The sequence below is a fragment of the Streptomyces sp. NPDC102490 genome, assembly GCF_044765285.1.
Taxonomy (GTDB): Bacteria; Actinomycetota; Actinomycetes; order Streptomycetales; family Streptomycetaceae; genus Streptomyces.
Genome location: NZ_JBIWJU010000009.1, coordinates 16274 through 34409 on the forward strand (window position 1 = coordinate 16274; position 18136 = coordinate 34409).

The 18136-nt window shown below is 72.4% G+C and carries 18 protein-coding genes; 15 read left to right on the forward strand and 3 right to left on the reverse strand.

The window, feature by feature from the left end; translation table 11 throughout:
• Positions 1 to 132: 132 nt before the first annotated feature.
• From ACIRGB_RS21405 to ACIRGB_RS21450, 10 genes are all read left to right on the forward strand, one after another.
• Positions 133 to 1086, forward strand: coding sequence for a DUF1177 domain-containing protein (locus ACIRGB_RS21405; RefSeq protein WP_403867250.1), 954 nt, complete (start codon positions 133 to 135; stop codon positions 1084 to 1086).
• Positions 1087 to 1088: 2 nt separating this feature from the next.
• A complete protein-coding gene (locus ACIRGB_RS21410) occupies positions 1089 to 2492 on the forward strand; it encodes a cytosine permease (protein WP_403867253.1) in 1404 nt (467 codons plus the stop codon).
• Positions 2489 to 3817, forward strand: a complete 1329-nt coding sequence (locus ACIRGB_RS21415) for a M20/M25/M40 family metallo-hydrolase (protein ID WP_403867256.1) — start codon at positions 2489 to 2491, stop codon at positions 3815 to 3817. Before ACIRGB_RS21410 ends, ACIRGB_RS21415 begins: the two co-directional genes overlap by 4 nt.
• A 106-nt stretch (positions 3818 to 3923) precedes the next feature.
• Entirely contained in the window at positions 3924 to 4088 is a 165-nt protein-coding gene (gene rpmG / locus ACIRGB_RS21420; RefSeq protein WP_003978292.1) for a 50S ribosomal protein L33, read from the forward strand.
• Between the two features lie 29 nt (positions 4089 to 4117).
• Positions 4118 to 4240 (forward strand): type B 50S ribosomal protein L36, encoded by a 123-nt coding sequence (gene ykgO / locus ACIRGB_RS21425; protein WP_403867259.1) that lies wholly within the window; start codon positions 4118 to 4120, stop codon positions 4238 to 4240.
• 141 nt (positions 4241 to 4381) lie between these two features.
• Positions 4382 to 5455 (forward strand): polyprenyl synthetase family protein, encoded by a 1074-nt coding sequence (locus ACIRGB_RS21430; protein ID WP_403867262.1) that lies wholly within the window; start codon positions 4382 to 4384, stop codon positions 5453 to 5455.
• 123 nt (positions 5456 to 5578) lie between these two features.
• Positions 5579 to 5863, forward strand: a complete 285-nt coding sequence (locus ACIRGB_RS21435) for a polyprenyl synthetase (protein ID WP_403867265.1) — start codon at positions 5579 to 5581, stop codon at positions 5861 to 5863.
• Positions 5856 to 6914 carry a polyprenyl synthetase family protein gene (locus ACIRGB_RS21440; RefSeq protein WP_403867268.1) on the forward strand — a complete coding sequence of 353 codons (1059 nt, stop codon included), beginning with the start codon at positions 5856 to 5858 and terminating at the stop codon, positions 6912 to 6914. The genes ACIRGB_RS21435 and ACIRGB_RS21440 overlap by 8 nt, the downstream gene beginning before the upstream one ends.
• 13 nt (positions 6915 to 6927) lie before the next feature.
• On the forward strand, positions 6928 to 8088 hold the full coding sequence (locus tag ACIRGB_RS21445; protein WP_403867271.1) for an oxygenase MpaB family protein: 1161 nt from the start codon (positions 6928 to 6930) through the stop codon (positions 8086 to 8088).
• Positions 8089 to 8216: 128 nt separating this feature from the next.
• Positions 8217 to 9650, forward strand: a complete 1434-nt coding sequence (locus ACIRGB_RS21450; protein WP_403867273.1) for a WGR domain-containing protein — start codon at positions 8217 to 8219, stop codon at positions 9648 to 9650.
• A gap of 13 nt (positions 9651 to 9663) precedes the next feature.
• On the opposite strand, the gene ACIRGB_RS21455 is transcribed toward ACIRGB_RS21450, so the two are convergent.
• Positions 9664 to 10086 carry a DUF350 domain-containing protein gene (locus ACIRGB_RS21455; protein WP_403867276.1) on the reverse strand — a complete coding sequence of 141 codons (423 nt, stop codon included), beginning with the start codon at positions 10084 to 10086 and terminating at the stop codon, positions 9664 to 9666.
• Positions 10087 to 10167: 81 nt separating this feature from the next.
• Positions 10168 to 11271 carry a DUF475 domain-containing protein gene (locus ACIRGB_RS21460; RefSeq protein WP_403867278.1) on the reverse strand — a complete coding sequence of 368 codons (1104 nt, stop codon included), beginning with the start codon at positions 11269 to 11271 and terminating at the stop codon, positions 10168 to 10170.
• Positions 11272 to 11403: 132 nt separating this feature from the next.
• Here ACIRGB_RS21460 and ACIRGB_RS21465 point away from each other — a divergent pair, with 132 nt between their 5' ends.
• The 4 genes from ACIRGB_RS21465 (at position 11404) to ACIRGB_RS21480 (ending at position 15525) form a co-directional block, all read left to right on the forward strand.
• On the forward strand, positions 11404 to 11859 hold the full coding sequence (locus ACIRGB_RS21465; RefSeq protein WP_403867281.1) for a Fur family transcriptional regulator: 456 nt from the start codon (positions 11404 to 11406) through the stop codon (positions 11857 to 11859).
• Positions 11860 to 11883: 24 nt separating this feature from the next.
• A complete protein-coding gene (gene katG / locus ACIRGB_RS21470; RefSeq protein WP_403867284.1) occupies positions 11884 to 14106 on the forward strand; it encodes a catalase/peroxidase HPI in 2223 nt (740 codons plus the stop codon).
• Between the two features lie 92 nt (positions 14107 to 14198).
• Positions 14199 to 15200 carry a phosphotransferase gene (locus ACIRGB_RS21475; RefSeq protein ID WP_403867287.1) on the forward strand — a complete coding sequence of 334 codons (1002 nt, stop codon included), beginning with the start codon at positions 14199 to 14201 and terminating at the stop codon, positions 15198 to 15200.
• 58 nt (positions 15201 to 15258) lie between these two features.
• Entirely contained in the window at positions 15259 to 15525 is a 267-nt protein-coding gene (locus tag ACIRGB_RS21480; RefSeq protein WP_403867290.1) for a hypothetical protein, read from the forward strand.
• On the opposite strand, the gene ACIRGB_RS21485 is transcribed toward ACIRGB_RS21480, so the two are convergent.
• On the reverse strand, positions 15468 to 16496 hold the full coding sequence (locus ACIRGB_RS21485; protein WP_403867292.1) for a MerR family transcriptional regulator: 1029 nt from the start codon (positions 16494 to 16496) through the stop codon (positions 15468 to 15470). The two genes, ACIRGB_RS21480 and ACIRGB_RS21485, sit on opposite strands and share 58 nt — an antisense overlap.
• A 95-nt stretch (positions 16497 to 16591) precedes the next feature.
• On the opposite strand from ACIRGB_RS21485, the gene ACIRGB_RS21490 reads away from it, so the two are divergent.
• Entirely contained in the window at positions 16592 to 18133 is a 1542-nt protein-coding gene (locus ACIRGB_RS21490) for an alpha/beta hydrolase (RefSeq protein ID WP_403867295.1), read from the forward strand.
• The last annotated feature ends 3 nt before the right edge of the window (positions 18134 to 18136 follow it).

Sequence of the window (18136 nt, forward strand, 5' to 3'; positions counted from 1 at the left end):
CCTCTCCCTCGCGTCGCACCATCTCACCATGCAGACCCGTATTGCAGATAACGGGAAACAGTTGCGGACAACGCTAGTCGATCCCGAATCTGCTGGGAGCACCGCCCCCGGTGCGGATCAGGAGAACTGCCCATGTTGAAGTACGTCCTGGACCTCGTGGATCTGCTCGACGATCCCGACGTCGACGGCAAGCGCGTCGCCGCCCACCTCGACTCCGTGGCGGGCCCCGAGGGCTCCGGCGCCGAGGTCACCACCGTCACCGGCGAGCGCGGCTCGACGGACTTCGTCCTCGTGCGGATACCGGGCCGGGCGGGCCGTACCCGTGGGGGCTTTGCGCGGACGCTCGGCGTGGTGGGGCGGCTCGGCGGCGTCGGGGCGCGCCCGGAGGCCGTCGGCCTGGTCTCGGACGCGGACGGCGCGGTCGCGGCGCTCGCCACCGCCGCCAAGCTGCTCGACATGCGGCGCCGGGGCGACGTGCTCGACGGGGACGTGATCGTGGCCACGCACATCTGCCCGAACGCCCCGACCGCGCCGCACGACCCGGTGCCGTTCATGGACTCGCCCGTCGACATCGCGACCATGAACCGGCACGAGGTCACCGGCGAGATGGAGGCCGTGCTCTCCGTCGACACCACCAAGGGCAACCGGATCATCAACCACAAGGGCCTCGCCCTGTCGCCCACTGTCAAGGAGGGCTGGGTGCTCAAGGTGAGCGAGCGGCTCGGCGAGCTGCTGGCCGTGGTGACCGGTGAGCCCTTGGTCACGTACCCCGTGACCACCCAGGACATCACCCCGTACGGTAACGGTGTACACCACATCAATTCGATCCTGCAGCCCGCCACGGCGACGGCCGCCCCGGTGGTCGGCCTCGCCATCACCTCCGCGGCGGCGGTGCCCGGCTGCCAGACGGGTGCGAGCCACGAGACCGACATCGCGGCCGCCGCCCGGTTCGCCGTCGAGACCGCCAAGGCCTACGGCGGCGGACAGCTCGACTTCCACGACGACCAGGAGTTCGACGCCCTCGTGTCCCGCTACGGCTCGCTGACCCGGCTGCAGACCCTCGGCCGCGAACCCGGGGGATCGTGATCATGACTACGCACAAGAACCCCGCAGCGGAACCGGCGCAGCCGGCGGAACCGGCCACGGGAGCCGTGGGCAGCGACGACTACGCGCTCTCCCGCGTCCCGCGCGACAAGCGGCTCGGTTTCTGGACCATGCTGTTGCAGTGGCTCGCGCAGTCCGGCTCCATCTCGCAGTTCACCCTCGGCGCCACCATCGGCGTCGGCATGACCTTCGGCGATGCCTTCCTCGCGTTCACCCTCGGCGCGGTGATCCTCGAAGTCGTGATCTTCGCGATCGGCCTCGCGGGTATGCGCGAGGGCCTGGCCACCCCGCTGCTCACCCGCTGGGCGGGCTTCGGCCGCAACGGCTCCGCGCTGGTCAGCCTGGTCATCTCGGTCAGCCTCGTCGGCTGGTTCGGTGTTCAGAACACGATCTTCGGTGACAGCGTGTCCGCGCTGGTCGGCGGCCCCGCGTGGCTGTGGTGCACCGCCGCCGGTGTCGCCATCACGGTGCTGGTGATCTTCGGCTTCCGGTACATGGCCGTCTTCGCGAAGATCGTCACGCCGCTGTTCTTCGCCATGGTCGCCTGGTCGGTCACCGACGCGCTGAGCGACCACTCGTTCTCCGAGCTGATCCACTCCCCGGCACCCGGCGAGACCATCCCGCTCGCCGTCGCCGCGACGGCCATCGCGGGCGGGTTCATGACCGGCGCGATCGTCTCCCCGGAGATGACCCGCTACAACCGCAAGGGCAGCCACGTCTTCCTCCAGAGCGCCTCGTCGATGATCCTCTCCGAGTACATCGTCGGCCTGACCGGCGTCCTGCTCGGTCACCTGGTCGGCAGCGGCCAGGTCTCCCAGATCGTGCTCTCCACCTCCGGCGTCTTCGGTGTCCTCGTCGTCCTGATGTCCACCGCGAAGATCAACGACTGGAACCTGTACGGCTCCTCGCTCGGCGTCGTCAACTTCTTCCAGGTCGTCTTCGGCAAGCGGGTGCACCGCGGCGCGGTCACCATCGTCCTCGGCATCGCGGGCACCCTGCTCTCCGCCGTCGGCATCATGACCCACTTCACCGAGTTCCTGTCCGTGCTGGGCGTCGCCATCCCGCCGGTCGGCGGCATCATCGTCGCCGAGTACTGGGTGGTGCGCCGCATGCGGGCACCCCTGGACGCCACCCGCGACGCGGAGACCCTGCCCGCCACCTCGCCGACCTGGGTGCCGATGTCCCTGGTCATCTGGGCGGTCGCCTTCTGCGTCGGCAAGTTCTACGACGGCGGCATCCCCGCCCTGAACTCCCTGCTGACCGCCTTCGTCCTGTACTGCGTCCTCGGCCTCGCCGGCTGGATCAGGACGTACGGCACCACGGCCCTGGACGACACCACCGAACCCACCCCGGCCGCCTCCGGCACGGCCACCGTAGGAGCACCGTGAGCACCACCGCCCCCGGCCCCGTCCCGGCCTCCGAGGAGGCCCAGCGGGAGGTCGTCGACCTCTGCGCCGAGCTGATCCGCTTCGACACCTCCAACCCCACGAGCGACGAGCGGGCCTGCGCCGACTGGGTCGTGGCCCGCCTCGCCGAGGCCGGCCTCGCCGCCGAGCTGGTGGAGAGCGCCCCGGGCCGCGCCAACGTCGTCGCCCGCATTCCGGGCACCGACCCGGCCCGCGGCGCCCTGCTGGTCCACGGCCACCTGGACGTCGTACCGGCGGACGCGGCCGAGTGGCAGGTGCCGCCGTTCTCCGGTGAGATCCGGGACGGCTACCTGTGGGGCCGCGGCGCCATCGACATGAAGGACACGGTGGCCGTGATGCTGGCGACCGCCCGTCATTTCGCCCGCACCGGCACCCGGCCCGCCCGCGAGATCGTCCTCGCCTTCCTCGCCGACGAGGAGGCCGGCGGCAGGTACGGCGCCCACTGGCTGGTGGAGCACCGGCCCGACCTGTTCGCGGGCGTCACCGAGGCCATCGGCGAGGGCGGCGGTTTCAGCTACGCCCTCGACGACACCCGGCGCCTCTACCCGATCGAGAACGCCCAGCGCGGCATGGCCTGGATGGAGCTGACGGCCGACGGGCGCGCCGGACACGGCTCCTCCCCGAACGACGAGAACGCCGTCACCGACCTCGCCGAGACCCTCACCCGCATCGGCCGGCACACCTTCCCCATCCGGCTGATCGAGCCGGTGCGGGCCCTGCTCGCCGAGGCCGCGCGGCTCCGGGGGACCGACCTCGACCTCGACGCCGAGGACCTGGACGCCGAACTGGCCAAGCTCGGGCACGTGGCCGACTTCATGCAGGTCGTGCTGCGCAACTCGGCCAACCCCACCATGTTCACGGCCGGCTACCAGACCAACGTCATCCCGGGCCGGGCCACGGCCCGCGTGGACGGCCGCTTCCTGCCGGGCCACGAGCAGGAGCTGATCGACACCATCGACGCCCTGCTCCTGCCCTCGGTCTCCCGCGAGTGGGTCAACCACGACATCGCCATGGAGACCGGCTTCGACGGACCGCTCGTCGACGCCATGTGCGCCGCCGTGCGCGCCGAGGACCCCGACGGCCACCCGGTGCCCTACTGCAACCCGGGCGGCACCGACGCCAAGGCCTTCACCAAGCTCGACATCCGCTGCTTCGGCTTCAAGGGGCTCAAGCTGCCCCACGACCTCGACTACGGCCGGCTCTTCCACGGCGTCGACGAGCGGGTGCCGCTGGAGGGCCTGCGCTTCGGCGTACGGGTGATGACCCGGCTGTGGCAGGAGTGCTAACCGGCACGGCCGCGGGGGAATGCCCCGGCGGCCGCCGGCGTTGTGGAGCGTGACTGACATGCGCGGGACAGAACGACAGCCCCGCGCCGCGGTCGGAAGGAGCACCATGGCACGCAGCACCGCACGCCCCGTCGTCAAGCTGAAGTCGACCGCGGGCACCGGCGTCACCTACGTCACCCGCAAGAACCGCCTCAACGACCCCGACCGGCTCGTCCTGCGCAAGTACGACCCGGTGGCGGGGGAGCACGTGCCGTTCCGCGAGGAACGCTGAACGGCACCGAGGAGAACGAGGAGGCAGTCATGAAGGTCCGCAACTCCCTGCGCGCCCTCAAGGCCAAGCCCGGCGCACAGGTGGTGCGCCGCCGGGGCGTGACCTACGTGATCAACAAGAAGACCCCGCGCTCCAAGGCCCGCCAGGGCTGAGCGGCACTCCCACCCCGGCCCGGCCCCGCGATCGGCGGGACCGGGCCGAGGTGTGTGCGCGCGACCCGCGCCGCGCGCCTCACGGCCCGTCCTGACACACTGCTGAGCGCGCCATCCGCCCGTTCACAGGAGGACTTCGTCATGACCGAGCAGCCGCCGGACCGCGTCGCGGGGTACGAGCGCCGGTTCAACGCGCTGTTCGCGGAGTACTTCGACACGCTCGGCGCGACGCTGGACGCCCCGTCCTTCAGCCGCTTCACCCCGGACTGCGTGGAGTTGCTGCGCGACCTGTCGCTGCGCGGCGGCAAGCGGATGCGGGTCGTTCTGCTGCACGAGGCGGCGCGGCTGGTCACCGCCGAGCCGGTGGAAGGGCTGGACGCCGCCGCGCTGAGCGTCGAACTGCTCCAGACCCACGGCCTGGTGCACGACGACCTCATCGACGACAGCGCCACCCGCAGGGGCGGCCCCAGCACCTACTACGCCTTCCGGGAGAAGTTCCCCCGGCATCCACGGGCGGCTCTCGCCCTCACCGTGCTCGCGGGCGACCTCGCGCTGGCGCTCTCCCTGCGCGTGCTCCTCGAAGCCCGGCTGCCGGTCGGGCTGCGCCAGGCCATGGTCGAGGTCCAGACCCGGGCGGCGGCCGACACCTTCGTGGGCCAGATCGTCGACCTGGAACGCGACTTCACCCCCGCCGCCCCGGACGACGAGCTCCTGCACACCGTCGCCGACCACAAGTCGGCCCGGTACTCGGTCCTCGCCCCGCTGCGCCTCGGCCTCCTGGCCGCGGGAAGCCGACCGGACGCCTACGAACCGGAGTTGAGCCACTACGCCCGGCTGATCGGCATCTGCGGGCAGATGCGCGACGACTACCTGGACCTGTTCGGTGACCCGGCGGCGATGGGGAAGCCGACCGGCACCGACATCCGCGAGGGCAGGCACACGTACACCGTGGTCCGCCTGCTGTCCGCCGTGAGCGGGCCGGAGCGGGCCTTCGTGGAGCAGGCCCTGGGTGATCCCGCCTGCACACCGGAGACCGTCGCGGAGATCCGCGCGATCGCCGAACGCGCCGGCGTCGCCGACCGGATGCGCGCGGACATGCGCCAATACGCCGAACAGGCCCGCGCGGTGGCGACGGGGTGGCGGCCCCGGTGGCGCGAGGACGCCGTCGCCTTCTTCGAGCGGCTGCCGCGGTGGAGCGTCGAGCGGACCGCCTGACACCTGTTCCCCATGTCGCTCAAAGGGGTATTCGGGATCTTCCGCCCCGTGTGCCCGGTCATGCTCTGACCGGAGGCGCCGTCGACCAGGCGCTTCCGTCCCGTGACCCTTTGGGGGAGAAGCATGGCGCACTCGACACGACAGGGACCGGGCGGTGACGACCGGGCCGTGCTGCTGGTCGCCGGACTGGCCGACCTGGCGGTGAGCACGATCGGCTCGGCGATGAGCGGCCTGCGCGGGCTCCTCGGCCGCTCGGACACCGCCGACCTGGTGCGTGAGGCGGAACAGGACCTCCAGGCCCGGGGCAGGCTGGCCCTGGACCGCTGCGCGCACGTGCCCCCCGCTCACCTGGAGGTGCTCGCCCAGCACGTGCAGGCGCGCCGGGCCGCCGACGACGGCGATGTCTGACCACTGGGACCCGGTCGGCTTCAGGGCCCGCGTCGACGGCGTCCTGCGGGACTTCCTGACCGAGGAGGCCGGTCACCTCGTGGCGGTCGACGAAGACCTCGCGCCCGTGGCCGAGCAGCTGCGGAACGCGGCCGGACACGGCAAACGGCTGCGCGCGGCCTTCTGCTACTGGGGCTGGCGGGCGGCCGGACAGCCCGAGAGCGACGCGCTGCTGCGGGCGGCGGCCTCCATGGAACTGGTGCACGCCGCCGCGATCGTCCACGACGACCTCATCGACGACAGCGCCCTGCGCCACGGCCTGCCCACCGCCCACGTGGCCCTGGAGGCCGTGCTCGCCCGGGACGGCCGCCCCGGAGCCCGGACGGCGGCGCGATCCCTGGCCATGCTGGTAGGCGACCACCTGATGGTCCTCGCGGGCCGCCTGTTCACCACCAGCGGTCTGCCGGCCGCCTATCTCGCCCGCGCCCGGGACCTGTGGACCGCGCTCGCCCGCGAACTCATCGCCGGTGAGTGCCTGGAGATCCTGCACACCGGCGGGGCGCCGGACACCGACACCTCCCTGAAGGTCGTCCGCTACAAGACCGCCAAGTACACCGTCGAGCACCCCCTGCTCATCGGCGGCCTGCTCGCCGGCGCCGCCCCCGCGCTGCGGGACACCTACCGGGCCTACGGACTGCCGCTCGGCGAGGCGTTCCAGCTGCGCGACGACCTGCTCGGCCTGTTCGGGGACCAGGAACGCACCGGCAAGGCGGCCCTGGACGACCTGCGCACCCACCGGCCCACCGCCCTGCTGGCCGAGACCTGGAAGGCCGCCGACGCGTCCCAACGAGCCCGGCTGCGGCGCCTGCTGGGCCGCGACGACCTGGACGCCACCCATCTGCGCGAGGTGCGCCACCTCATGCGGGAGCTGCGGGCGCCGCAACGGATCGAGCAGATGATCGCGACCCGCGTGGAGCGCGCCACCCGCGCCCTGGACAGCGCCGGGACACCACCGCACGCGCGCCGGGCGCTCGGTGAACTCGCCCGGCAGGCCACCGACCGCACGCACTGACGAGGAGACCACGATGCCCCCCACCGAGAAGTCGATGGACGCCCTGCGCCGCAGCGGAGACGAACTGGCCGACGCGGTCGTCGCCACCCTGTTCGAGCGCGGCGAGGTCGGCACCTTCAACTCCCTGATGCGCTACGTCTCCACCACCGGCCAGGAACTCCCCGAGGGCCTGCCCGGCGTCGCCCGGGAGTACCTGCGGGTGACCGCCACCCCGCCGGACTGGGTGGACTGGGACGAGATGGAGAAGGCCCGCCTGTTCTTCATCGACAACAACGTGCACATCTCCACCGCGCTGTCGTTCGCGTCCATGCCCGCCTGCTACCTGGTCCCGCACGTCGCCCGGCTGCTGTCGGCCACCCACGGCCTCAACTACCCCTCCAAACGGATGGCGGAGACCGGCCAGTTCACCGTCTACCTCATGCGGCCCGACGCGTTCGAGGCCGGCGGACGCTTCGTCCCGGCCGCCCAGAAGGTACGCCTCCTGCACGCCGCCATCCGCCACCACCTCACGCGCGAGAACCGCTGGGACACCGACACCCTCGGCGTGCCGATCTGCCAGGAGGACATGATCGGCGGGCAGATGTTCTTCTCCCTGCTCGTCCTGGACAGCCTGCACCGGCTCGGCATCCACATGTCCGCCGAGGGCGCGGACGCCTACTACTACGCCTGGCGCGTCGTCGGTGCCATCCTCGGCGTCGACCAGGCGGCCGTCCCCACCACGCTCGAGGACGCGCGACAGTTCCTCGACGCGTACATGCTCCGCCACATGGGCCCCTCCGAAGAGGGCGCCCACCTCACACGGCAACTGATCGACCTGTACGAGGACGTCGTCCCCGGCACCCTCCTCGACCCGGTCGTCTCCGCGCTGATCCGCTACCTCGTCGGCGACACGTGCGCCGACTGGCTGGACGTGCCCCGCACCCCCTGGGACACCGTCGTCAAGGCCGCGCCGCACCTCCTCGGCGTCCTGGAGACGATCGAGGACCGCTCGCCGCTGGGCGCCTGGGCCCTGGACCGGCTCGGCCACCTCACCACCGCCCTCGAACTCTCCTCCCTCACCCGCGGACGTGTGATGCACTACGCCATCCCCGAACAACTGAGGAAGGAGTACGGCCTCTCCGGCCCCGCGGCCCGCAGCCGTCGCTGGACCCCGCCGCCCGCGACCGTCTCCTGAGCCGCCGCACCCGCAGCCGCCGCCGCACCCCGGTCCGTGGTCGCGGCCCACTGTCAGTGGCACCTCCTACGGTGTGATCAGTGGAAACCGCGGAACACGCCGCGGGCCCGAGCGGGGAGAGGTCTGCCATGTCGACGACGTACCTGGAGCTGTCGCAGGACGACGGAAGCGCGCACAAGTTCTACGAAGTGACCGTCCAGGGGCAGGTCGTGACGGTGCGCTACGGCAGGATCGGCGCGGCGGGACAGACCCAGACGTCGACCTTCCCCACCGCCAAGAAGGCCGAGGCCGCGGCCGCCAAGAAGATAGGCGAGAAGGTCCGCAAGGGCTACGAGGCCGCCGTGCGGGGACAGCGCGCGCCCCGCGCGGTCACCCGCCGGCAGGTGGCCTCCGCGCCGTCCACCGCCCGCGCGGTCGCACCGGTCCTGTGGCGGTTCCGCACCGGCTCCGCGGCGTTCGGCATCCACATCGACGAGGACCGGTGCTGGGTGGGCAACCAGGCGGGCGACGTCTACACCCTCGCCCACGGCGGCGAGGTCCTCGCCCGCTACCAACTGCCCGACGGCGTCAAGTGCCTGGTCGCGGACGACTTCTGGATCTACGCGGGCTGCGACGACGGCCGGGTCTACGACCTGTCGTCCAAACTGCCCTTCGCCGCCTACGACATCGCGGCCGACGTGGACATCTTCTGGCTCGACATCCACGAGGGCGTGCTGAACGTCGCGGACCGCGCCGGACGGCTCACCGTGATCGACCACGAGGACGAACACCAGTGGTCGCGCGGCGGACGCGGTGAGCACGCCTGGATGGTGCGCGCCGACGACCGCGCCGTCTACCACGGGCACACCCGCGGCGTGACCGCCCACTCCCCGGACGGCGGCGCCGAGTTGTGGCACACCCCCACCCAGGGGGCTGTGCTCTTCGGCTGGCAGGAGGACGACGCCGTCTACGCCGGCACCGCGCGGCACACGGTCCAGCGGCTCTCCAAGGCCACCGGCGCCGTCGAGGCGACCTACCGGTGCGACAGCCCGGTGTACTCGTGCGCCACCTCTCCCGGTGGCCGGTTCGTCTTCGCCGGCGACTCCGCGTCCTCGGTGTACTGCTTCGACCGGGACGGCACCCGGCTGTGGAAGCTGGGCACGGGCGGCGGCTCCGCGCTGTCCATGCAGTACCGCGACGAGCGGCTGTTCCTCGTCACCACCGACGGTTCCCTGGTGTGCGTGGACGCCAGCGAGGCGGCGGTCACGGCCGCCCAGCAGGGCTCGGTGCCCGTCGCCCGCGACGTGAAGCTCGCCGCCACCCTGCCGACGTACGCGCCCGCCACCGCTGCCGCCGCCGTGACGACCGTGACCGCGGCGCCTGCGGGTTCCGTCGTCGTCGAATGCGTCCAGGAGAACGGCCGCACCCGCATCCATGTGGTGTCGGAAGGGTACGACCGGTCGTGGAACGTCCAGTTCCCGAGGGCGATCCGGGAGCCGGGCGCGCGCTACGTGGTCGACGCGCTGCACGCCGCGTCGGGTGGCTTCTACCGGGTGCGCGGGGACATCAGGCGCCTGCGGTGACGGGGGAGCGGCGTCAGGCGATCGAGGCCGCGATGACGGCGGAGACCGCGAGGTTGCAGGACGCCGTCACCCACACCGCCGGGTGCGGCTCCGGTTCGACCAGCGTCGCGCCCAGCCGCCCCGGGGTGATCAGGTCGACCACCAGGAAGGCCACCGCCATCATCACCAGGCCCAGCAGTCCGAACACGGCCGTGGAGACCAGGCCCTTGCCGAAGTCGTCGTACGTCGTCCATATGGAGGTGAAGACGATGCCGCCGATGCCGAGCAGCGCGGAGCTGAGCACCAGGGCGGCGTTGCGGTTGCGCTGCTCCCAGATCTGCCGGCCGAGCTTTCCGGGTGTCAGCACGTCCACGAGGACGATGCCGAGGACCAGGAGGACCAGCCCCAGGCCGCCGTAGGCGGCGGCCCGGCCGAGTCCGTTGACGATGTCGCTCATGGCGTTGCCGGCTCCGTAGCGTGAGGGATCGCGAGTGATCGTGGTCAAGGCGATGCAAACCTAGCGCACCGGCCGGGCCGCTCAAGAGGCGGTCCGCAGCGCGCGGTTGCGGCGCACGGAGGACCAGAAGGACGCACCGATCAGGACGACGCCGATGAGGCCGGTGATGATCTCGTTGATCTCGTACTGGATGGTGACCAGCAGGATCAGCGACAGGGCGCCGATGGCGTAGTGGGCACCGTGCTCCAGGTAGACGTAGTCGTCGAGGGTGCCCTGGCGGACCAGGTAGACGGTGAGCGAACGCACATACATGGCGCCGATGCCGAGGCCGAGGGCCATCAGGACGATGTCGTTGGTGATGGCGAAGGCGCCGATGACGCCGTCGAAGGAGAAGGAGGCGTCCAGGACCTCCAGGTAGAGGAACATGAAGAACGCGGCCTTGCCGGCCAGCCGGACGGGGGACCCGGAGGACCTTCCGGCCCGTTCCGCGTCCTTCTCCGCCTCCTGCTCGCGCTCCTCCTCGTTCTCGAGCCGCTGCTCGAAGAAGCCCGAGAGGCCGCCCACGACCATGTAGGTGATCAGACCGGCGATGCCCGCGAGCAGGACCGTCTCCGCCTTGTCGGCGTGCGTGCCGCCGTGCTGGTGGGCGTGGGAGCCGAAGGTGGTCGCGGCGATCAGCAGCATGACCAGGGCGATGCAGACCGACAGCATGTCCACCCTGCCGAGCTTGGCCAGCGGACGCTCCAGCCACCCCAGCCACTTGATCTCCCGGTCCTCGAACACGAAGTCCAGGAAGATCATCATCAGGAACATGCCACCGAAGGCCGCGATCGACGGATGGGCGTCCGTCACCAGCTCCTGATAGCGGTCCTTGTCGGTGAGCGCCAGATGCACCGCGTTCCAGGGACTCAGCCGGGCACTGATCGCCACGATCACCACCGGGAAGACCAGCCGCATGCCGAACACCGCGATCACGATGCCGACGGTGAGGAAGATCTTCTGCCAGAAGGCGTTCATCTTCTTCAGGATCCCGGCGTTGATCACCGCGTTGTCGAAGGACAGCGAGATCTCCAGGACGGACAGGATCGCCACGATGCCGAGGGCGGTCCAGCCGTCGTAGAGCACGCCCGCCGCCAGGCCGAGGGCCGTGACGGCGAAGGCCCAGCGGAACGTCTTCCAAAGCACCGGCCACTCATTCCTGTCGTCGCGTCGTACGGGGCGGCATCCCATGCCAGTGCCCACCACGCACGTTGTTTACCACGCTGGAGTTGTTCGTTTCCTTGAGTGGTTCGTGTTTCAGGGAGTAGGTTCGCCGCCATGACGGCATCCCGGCACTCCCGGAATCCGGCCACCGCCGACGAACTGCGCCGGGCGGGACTGCGGGTGACCGCCGCCCGTGTCGCGCTGCTCGAGACCGTACGGGCGGGGGACCACCTCGACGCCGAGGCGCTCACCTCCGGCGTGCGCCTGCGCGTGGGGCACGTCTCCCTCCAGGCCGTGTACGACGCCCTGCACGCCCTCACGGCGGCACGGCTCGTGCGCCGTATCGAACCGCCCGGCGGCCCGGCGCGGTTCGAGGGACGGGTCGGTGACAACCACCACCACGTCCTGTGCCGGTCCTGCGGTGCCCTCGCCGACGTCGACTGCGCCGTCGGCGACGCGCCGTGCCTGACCGCCTCCGACGACCGCGGCTTCGTGATAGACGAGGCCGAGGTCATCTACCGGGGCCTGTGCCCCGACTGCTCCACCCCCGGCAGTTCCCCAGCACCTTGATCCGCCCCGTCCGGAAGGATTCCCATGTCCGAGAACCACGACGCCATCGTGACCGACGCGAAGGCCGAGGAGCCGGGTGGTTGCCCGGTCGCCCACGGTCGCGCCCCGCACCCCACGCAGGGTGGCGGGAACCGCCAGTGGTGGCCGGAGCGGCTCAACCTGAAGATCCTCGCCAAGAACCCGGCCGTCGCCAACCCGCTGGGTGAGGAGTTCGACTACGCCGCGGCCTTCAACGCCCTCGACCTGGCGGCCGTGAAGCAGGACATCGCCGAGGTGCTGACCACCTCGCAGGACTGGTGGCCCGCGGACTTCGGCAACTACGGCCCGCTGATGATCCGGATGGCCTGGCACAGCGCGGGCACCTACCGCATCAGCGACGGCCGCGGCGGCGCGGGCGCCGGCCAGCAGCGCTTCGCCCCGCTCAACAGCTGGCCGGACAACGGCAACCTCGACAAGGCCCGCCGCCTGCTGTGGCCGGTCAAGAAGAAGTACGGCCAGAACCTCTCCTGGGCCGACCTGCTGGTCCTCACCGGCAACGTCGCCCTGGAGACGATGGGCCTGGAGACCTTCGGCTTCGCCGGTGGCCGCGCCGACGTCTGGGAGGCCGAGGAGGACGTCTACTGGGGCCCCGAGACCACCTGGCTCGACGACCGGCGCTACACCGGCGACCGCGAGCTGGAGAACCCGCTCGGCGCCGTCCAGATGGGCCTCATCTACGTCAACCCCGAAGGCCCCAACGGCAACCCGGACCCGATCGCCGCCGCCCGCGACATCCGTGAGACGTTCCGCCGCATGGCGATGAACGACGAGGAGACCGTCGCGCTGATCGCCGGCGGTCACACCTTCGGCAAGACCCACGGCGCCGGTCCCGCCGACGCCGTCGGCGACGACCCCGAGGCCGCCGCCATGGAGCAGCAGGGCCTGGGCTGGAAGAGCACCCACGGCACGGGCAAGGGCGGCGACGCCATCACCTCCGGTCTCGAGGTCACCTGGACCAGCACGCCCACCCAGTGGGGCAACGGCTTCTTCAAGAACCTCTTCGAGTACGAGTACGAGCTGGAGCAGAGCCCGGCCGGCGCCAACCAGTGGGTGGCCAAGGACGCCCCGGAGATCATCCCCGACGCGCACGACCCGTCGAAGAAGCACCGCCCGCGGATGCTCACCACCGACCTGTCGCTGCGCCTCGACCCCGTCTACGGGCCGATCTCCCGCCGGTTCTACGAGAACCCGGAGGAGTTCGCGGACGCCTTCGCCCGCGCCTGGTTCAAGCTGACCCACCGTGACATGGGCCCCAAGTCCCTGTACCTCGGCCCGGAGGTGCCCGAGGAGACCCTGCTCTGGCAGGACCCGCTGCCCGAGCCCGAGGGTGAGCCCATCGACGCCGAGGACATCGCGACCCTCAAGACCAAGCTCCTCGAGTCCGGCCTGTCCGTGGCGCAGCTGGTGACCACCGCGTGGGCCTCGGCGTCCACCTTCCGCGGCAGCGACAAGCGCGGCGGCGCCAACGGCGCCCGCATCCGCCTCGAGCCGCAGCGCGGCTGGGAGGTCAACGAGCCCGACGAGCTGGCGCAGGTGCTGCGCGTCCTGGAGGGCGTCCAGCAGGAGTTCAACTCCGGGTCCGGCGCGAAGAAGGTCTCCCTGGCCGACCTGATCGTCCTCGGCGGCTCGGCCGCCGTCGAGAAGGCCGCCAAGGAAGCCGGTTTCCAGGTGGAGGTCCCCTTCGCCGCGGGCCGTGTGGACGCGACGGAGGAGCACACCGACGCCGAGTCGTTCGAGGCGCTCGAACCGACCGCCGACGGCTTCCGCAACTACCTCGGCAAGGGCAACCGGCTGCCGGCCGAGTACCTGCTCCTGGACCGGGCGAACCTGCTCACCCTGAGCGCGCCCGAGATGACCGTCCTGGTCGGCGGCCTGCGCGTGCTGGGCGCGGGCCACCAGCAGTCCCAGCTCGGCGTGTTCACCCGGACGCCCGGCTCGCTGACCAACGACTTCTTCGTCAACCTGCTCGACCTGGGCACCACGTGGAAGTCGACGTCCGAGGACCAGACCACCTTCGAAGGCCGCGACGCCGCCACCGGCGAGGTCAAGTGGGCCGGCAGCCGCGCCGACCTGGTGTTCGGCTCGAACTCCGAGCTGCGGGCGCTCGCCGAGGTCTACGCGAGCGACGACGCCAAGGAGAAGTTCGTCCACGACTTCGTCGCCGCCTGGGTCAAGGTCATGAACCTCGACCGCTTCGACCTGGCCTGATCCGCCCCGCCCGCCCCGGAGGCCCGTCCCAGGGCCCCCGGGGCGGGCGAAATCCGGTGGCCGCGGGCGGCGCACGGTGCTGGGATGGCGTGATGCTCAGCGACGCGCCGGTGACCGTGGACCGGGGGCGGTACCAGGACACCGTCACCCCCTGGGAGGAACCGGCCTGGCGCACCGAGGCCGTCGGCTGGATCGAGGCCCGGCTGGCGGCCCACGGCCTGCGTCCGACGGGACCGTGGCGGGTGCGGCTGCGCCCGTGGTCCGTCCTGCTGCGGCTGGGCGTCCAGGGAGGCGACGCCGTCTGGTTCAAGGCGAACCCGCCGGGCAGCGCCTTCGAGGGCGCGCTCACCGCGGTGCTCGCCCGCTGGGTCCCCGGACACGTCCTTCAGCCGCTGGCGGTGGACACCGGCCGGGGCTGGTCGCTGCTGCCCGACGGGGGCCCGCTCTTCCGGGACGTCCTGGCCCGGGAGACGGTCACCCCTGACGCGTGGGAGGAACTCCTGCGCCAGTACGCGGCCGTGCAGCACGCCCTGACCCCGCGCGCGAGCGAGATCGCACGCCTGGGGGTGCCCGCCGTGCCCGCCGACGCGCTGCCCGGCGTCCTCGACCGGCTCGACGAGACCCCGCTGCCGCCCCGGGACCGGGCCGCGCTCCGGGAACTGCGCCCCCGCCTGCCGGACTGGTGCGCGGAACTCGCCGCCCTGGGCGTCCCCGACTCCCTCGACCACGCGGACCTGCACGACGGTCAGCTCTTTCGTCCCGCACCCGGCCGGTTCACCTTCTTCGACTGGGGCGACGCCGTCGTCGCCCACCCCTTCTCCAGCCTCGCCGTCCCCGCCCGCCGGGCGGCCGAGCACTACGGGACGCGGGTACTGCCGCGCCTGCGCGACGCCTACCTCGAACCCTGGACCGGCGCCGGACACACGCCCGCCCAGCTGCGGCGCGCGGTGAGCCTCGCCTGGCGGCTCAGCGCCCTGAACCGCGCCGCCGCCTACGGCAGGCTCTTCCCCACCGCGTCCGGCGCCGCCGGTGCCGCGACGGCCGCCGCGGGCGCACGCTGCCTCCTCGAACTGCTGGACGAACCCCCCGTGTAGGGGCCGCCGGTCCCCGGCGCGCGGGCCGTTGTCAGTGGCGGATGCGAGGCTTCACCTCATGGATGAGGTGGAGTTCATGCGGGGCAGGGTCTACGGCGCCGACCACGACAGCCCCGGACCGCGCGCCGGGCGCGTCTACGCCCACCTGGTGGGCGGCCCCCTGGACGGCCTGCTGCTGGACGTCACGGACCTCACGGAGCAGGAGCGCGACCGTCCCGTGGCACTGGCGACGGAGATAGGCCGCTACGGCCCGGGCGGCCGCTCCGCCTACGCCCCGAGGCCGGGCGACGCCCGCCGTTTCGACTGGCGGGGCGACGTGCCCTGATCCGGCCCCGCCCCCGTCTGCGCGGTCAGCGCCGCCAGCAGCCAGTCGTGCGCGGTCCCGGGGGTCGGCTCCGGCCGCCCGCCCGGCGCGGTGTTCACCTCGGCCACCAGCTCCCAGTAGCCGTCCAGCCGGGGATCGGCCGCGAGCTGCCCGGCCAGCCGGCGGCGGAAGCCCGGAGTGTCCCGTACTCCGTACGCACTCGTGTACGCGGTGACGAACCCGTCCAGCGCCTCACCCGGGTGCGGTCCCCGGCCCCGGCGCAGCTGCACTCCGGCCAGCTCGTACGCCTCCGCGAGCCCCGCGTACAGCAGGGCGGCCCCCCGCGCCCCGGCGGCCCGGTGTGCCTCGGGCTGGGGCCGGGCGGTGCCCGGGCACGGGGCGAGGGTGAGGGCGTTGAGCCGGGCGAAGGCCAGGACCTGGGCCGGAGCGGGGTCGTCGGGCGGCTGCGGCACCGCCACGTCCAGGAACGCGCCGGCCGACCGGTCCGGCATCCGCGCCGGCAGCCAGCCCCGCCAGAACCGCACCAGCGGCGCCGTGCTGGGCGGGACGGACACGGCACCGATCAGCCGCAGCCGGTCGGCCTGCTCGCCGGGCGGGGCCTCCTGCACCAGCCGCAGCGCGGCCTCCCGCCAGCGCAACGCCCGCAGCTCCGAGCCGACCTCACGCAACCGGCCCGCCACCGCGGCCTCCAGCGCCCCGCCCGCCCCGCTCCCGCCGCCCGCCACGCCGTCCGCGTACCGCTCGTCGAGAATCCGCCGCACCTCGGGCACGCCCAGCCCCAGGGCACGCAGCGAACGGATCAGCCGCAGCCGGTCGAGTGCCTGCGGACCGTACCGCCGGTGCCCGCCGGCACTGCGGGACGCCTCCGGCAGCAGGCCCCGGTCCGAGTAGAAGCGGACCGTCTTGACGGTGACCCCCGCACCCTCGGCCAGTTCGCCGATGCCGCACAGACCGTCGTCCGACGTGAACACTTGAACCTCCCTCAGGGGGAGTTCCTACCGTACCGGCGACAGCGGCCCGGTGATCCGGCCGGGCCGCACCCCGTGGACGGAGGAGAGAGCAGACCATGACCACGTTCATCCTGGTGCCGGGCATGTTCACCGGCACACACATCTGGCAGGACACCGCCGCGCGCCTCACCACGGCGGGCGCCGACGTGCACACGGTCGCCCTCACCGGCCTCGACGGACCACGCGCGGCCCCGGAAGCGGCCGTGGACCTGGAGACCCACATCGCGGACGTGCTCGCGGCGATCGACTCGGTGGGCGCGGCCGAGGACCGGCGGATCGTGCTGGTCGGCCACGACTACGGCATCCACCCGGCGGTCGGTGCCGCCGACCGGCGTGCGGAGCGCATCGAGCGAATCGTCCACCTGGACTCGGGCCTGCCGAGGGACGGCGTCCCGGCCCTGGCCGCCGTGCCCGACCAGTCGCTGCGCGAACGCCTCGCCGAAACCGTCGGGACCGGCGGCGCGGACCGGACCCAGGAGACGCTGCCACCCCCGGCGCACGACGCGTGGCCGCGCTGGGGCAGCACCGCGGGAGTCCCCGACGCCGCACTGGACCGGCTCACCGCCCTCGCCGCGCCGCAGCCCCTGGGCACCCTGCTCCAGCCGCTGCGGCTGACCGGCGCGGTCGCCCAGGTGCCCACCACCGGCGTGCTGTGCACCGGCAACGGCACCAGCATCGAGCTGGTCCAGATGCTGGTGCGCCTCGGCGACCCCGCGCTGCGCCCCCTGACCGACCCCCGGGTGACCTTCTTCGAACTCCCCACCGGCCACTGGCCGATGCTGTCCTGCCCCGAAGAGCTGACGGACGTACTGCTGCGGGCCGCGGCGGGCGAGGGACACCGGCTGGAACCGGTCGACGACGCCGCGGGGCCGGCGCACCTGAAGCCGTTCCTGATGGACGTGCCCGACGTCCCCAGGGAGCGGCACGGGAACGTCGACCTGTACCTGCCCGACGCCGAGGAGCCGCGGCCCGCAGTGGTGTTCGTGCACGGCGGTCCGGTCCCCGCCGACGCCCGGCCCACCCCGCGGGACTGGCCCGGCCTGACGGGCTACGCGCGGTGCGTGGCCGGGGACGGAGCCGTTGGGGTCCTCCTCGATCACCGCCTGCACGACCTCGGCGACTACGAGCGGGCCGCCGCGGACGTGGCCGCCGCCGTGGAGCTGGCGCGGGCCGATCCGCGCGTGGACGGGGACCGGGTCGCGCTGTGGTTCTTCTCCGGCGGCGGCCTGATCGCCGCCGACTGGCTGGACGCGCCCCCGACGTGGCTGCGCTGCCTGGCGGCCACCTACCCCGTCCTGGCGCCCCTGCCGAACTGGGGACTGTCCGAGACCCGCCTGCGACCGGCGCGCGCCGTGGCCAACGCGGGTGACCTGCCCGTCGTCCTCACCCGGGTGGGACGGGAGATGCCGGAACTCGCCGCCACCGTCCAAGAGTTCCTGGCCGCGGCCGAGGACTGCGGGGCCGACGTCGAGGTCATCGACGTGCCGCACGGCCACCACGGCTTCGAGACGATCGACGTGACCGACGAGTCGCGCACGGCGGTGCGACACGCACTGCGCACGGTGCTGGACCACGCCTTCGGGACCGGGGAGCGGTGACGG

Coding starts and splice junctions, on each gene's coding strand:
- ACIRGB_RS21435 (WP_403867265.1), top strand. CDS start 5,579: ATGGCGCACTCGACACGACAGGGACCGGGCGGTGACGACCGGGCCGTG.
- ACIRGB_RS21465 (WP_403867281.1), top strand. CDS start 11,404: ATGACGGCATCCCGGCACTCCCGGAATCCGGCCACCGCCGACGAACTG.
- ACIRGB_RS21410 (WP_403867253.1), top strand. CDS start 1,089: ATGACTACGCACAAGAACCCCGCAGCGGAACCGGCGCAGCCGGCGGAA.
- ykgO (WP_403867259.1), top strand. CDS start 4,118: ATGAAGGTCCGCAACTCCCTGCGCGCCCTCAAGGCCAAGCCCGGCGCA.
- rpmG (WP_003978292.1), top strand. CDS start 3,924: ATGGCACGCAGCACCGCACGCCCCGTCGTCAAGCTGAAGTCGACCGCG.
- ACIRGB_RS21480 (WP_403867290.1), top strand. CDS start 15,259: ATGGATGAGGTGGAGTTCATGCGGGGCAGGGTCTACGGCGCCGACCAC.
- ACIRGB_RS21440 (WP_403867268.1), top strand. CDS start 5,856: ATGTCTGACCACTGGGACCCGGTCGGCTTCAGGGCCCGCGTCGACGGC.
- ACIRGB_RS21445 (WP_403867271.1), top strand. CDS start 6,928: ATGCCCCCCACCGAGAAGTCGATGGACGCCCTGCGCCGCAGCGGAGAC.
- ACIRGB_RS21450 (WP_403867273.1), top strand. CDS start 8,217: ATGTCGACGACGTACCTGGAGCTGTCGCAGGACGACGGAAGCGCGCAC.
- ACIRGB_RS21490 (WP_403867295.1), top strand. CDS start 16,592: ATGACCACGTTCATCCTGGTGCCGGGCATGTTCACCGGCACACACATC.
- ACIRGB_RS21455 (WP_403867276.1), bottom strand. CDS start 10,086: ATGAGCGACATCGTCAACGGACTCGGCCGGGCCGCCGCCTACGGCGGC.
- ACIRGB_RS21405 (WP_403867250.1), top strand. CDS start 133: ATGTTGAAGTACGTCCTGGACCTCGTGGATCTGCTCGACGATCCCGAC.
- ACIRGB_RS21475 (WP_403867287.1), top strand. CDS start 14,199: ATGCTCAGCGACGCGCCGGTGACCGTGGACCGGGGGCGGTACCAGGAC.
- ACIRGB_RS21430 (WP_403867262.1), top strand. CDS start 4,382: ATGACCGAGCAGCCGCCGGACCGCGTCGCGGGGTACGAGCGCCGGTTC.
- katG (WP_403867284.1), top strand. CDS start 11,884: ATGTCCGAGAACCACGACGCCATCGTGACCGACGCGAAGGCCGAGGAG.